1 protein-coding gene is annotated in these 337 nt (G+C 78.9%); it reads right to left on the bottom strand.

All coding sequences use genetic code 11. The annotated features are described in order from the left end of the window. Nucleotides 1–6: 6 nt before the first annotated feature. A partial coding sequence (locus DZG00_RS16655) for an AAA family ATPase (protein ID WP_375342521.1) occupies nt 7–337 on the bottom strand: 331 nt, incomplete at its 5' end.

Below are 337 nucleotides of genomic sequence, written 5' to 3'. Positions count from 1 at the left end.
CCGCGCTCATCCGCCCGACCGGGCGCCCGCGACCCGGGTGCCAGCGGCCGGCGCCCCCGCGTGCCCGTCGCGCGGCGGCGCGGTCTCGATCAGGATCTGCGACAGCACGCTCGTGGGCGTGACGCCGTCGAACTCGGCCTCGGGATCCAGCAGCAGGCGGTGCGCGAGCACGGGCTCCGCGAGCGCCTTCACGTCGTCGGGCACCACGTAGTGGCGGCCGTCGGCGGCGGCCCACGTGCGCGACGCGCGCACGAGCGCGAGGGCGCCGCGCACGCTCGCGCCCAGCCGCACCTCGGGCGCCGTGCGGGTGGCGTCGACGAGGCGCACCACGTAGTCG

Source organism: Clavibacter lycopersici (assembly GCF_003576405.1).
Taxonomy (GTDB): Bacteria; Actinomycetota; Actinomycetes; order Actinomycetales; family Microbacteriaceae; genus Clavibacter; species Clavibacter lycopersici.
The sequence above is the reverse complement of the archived record's forward strand: the minus strand, read 5'-3'. Positions and strand labels throughout refer to the sequence as shown.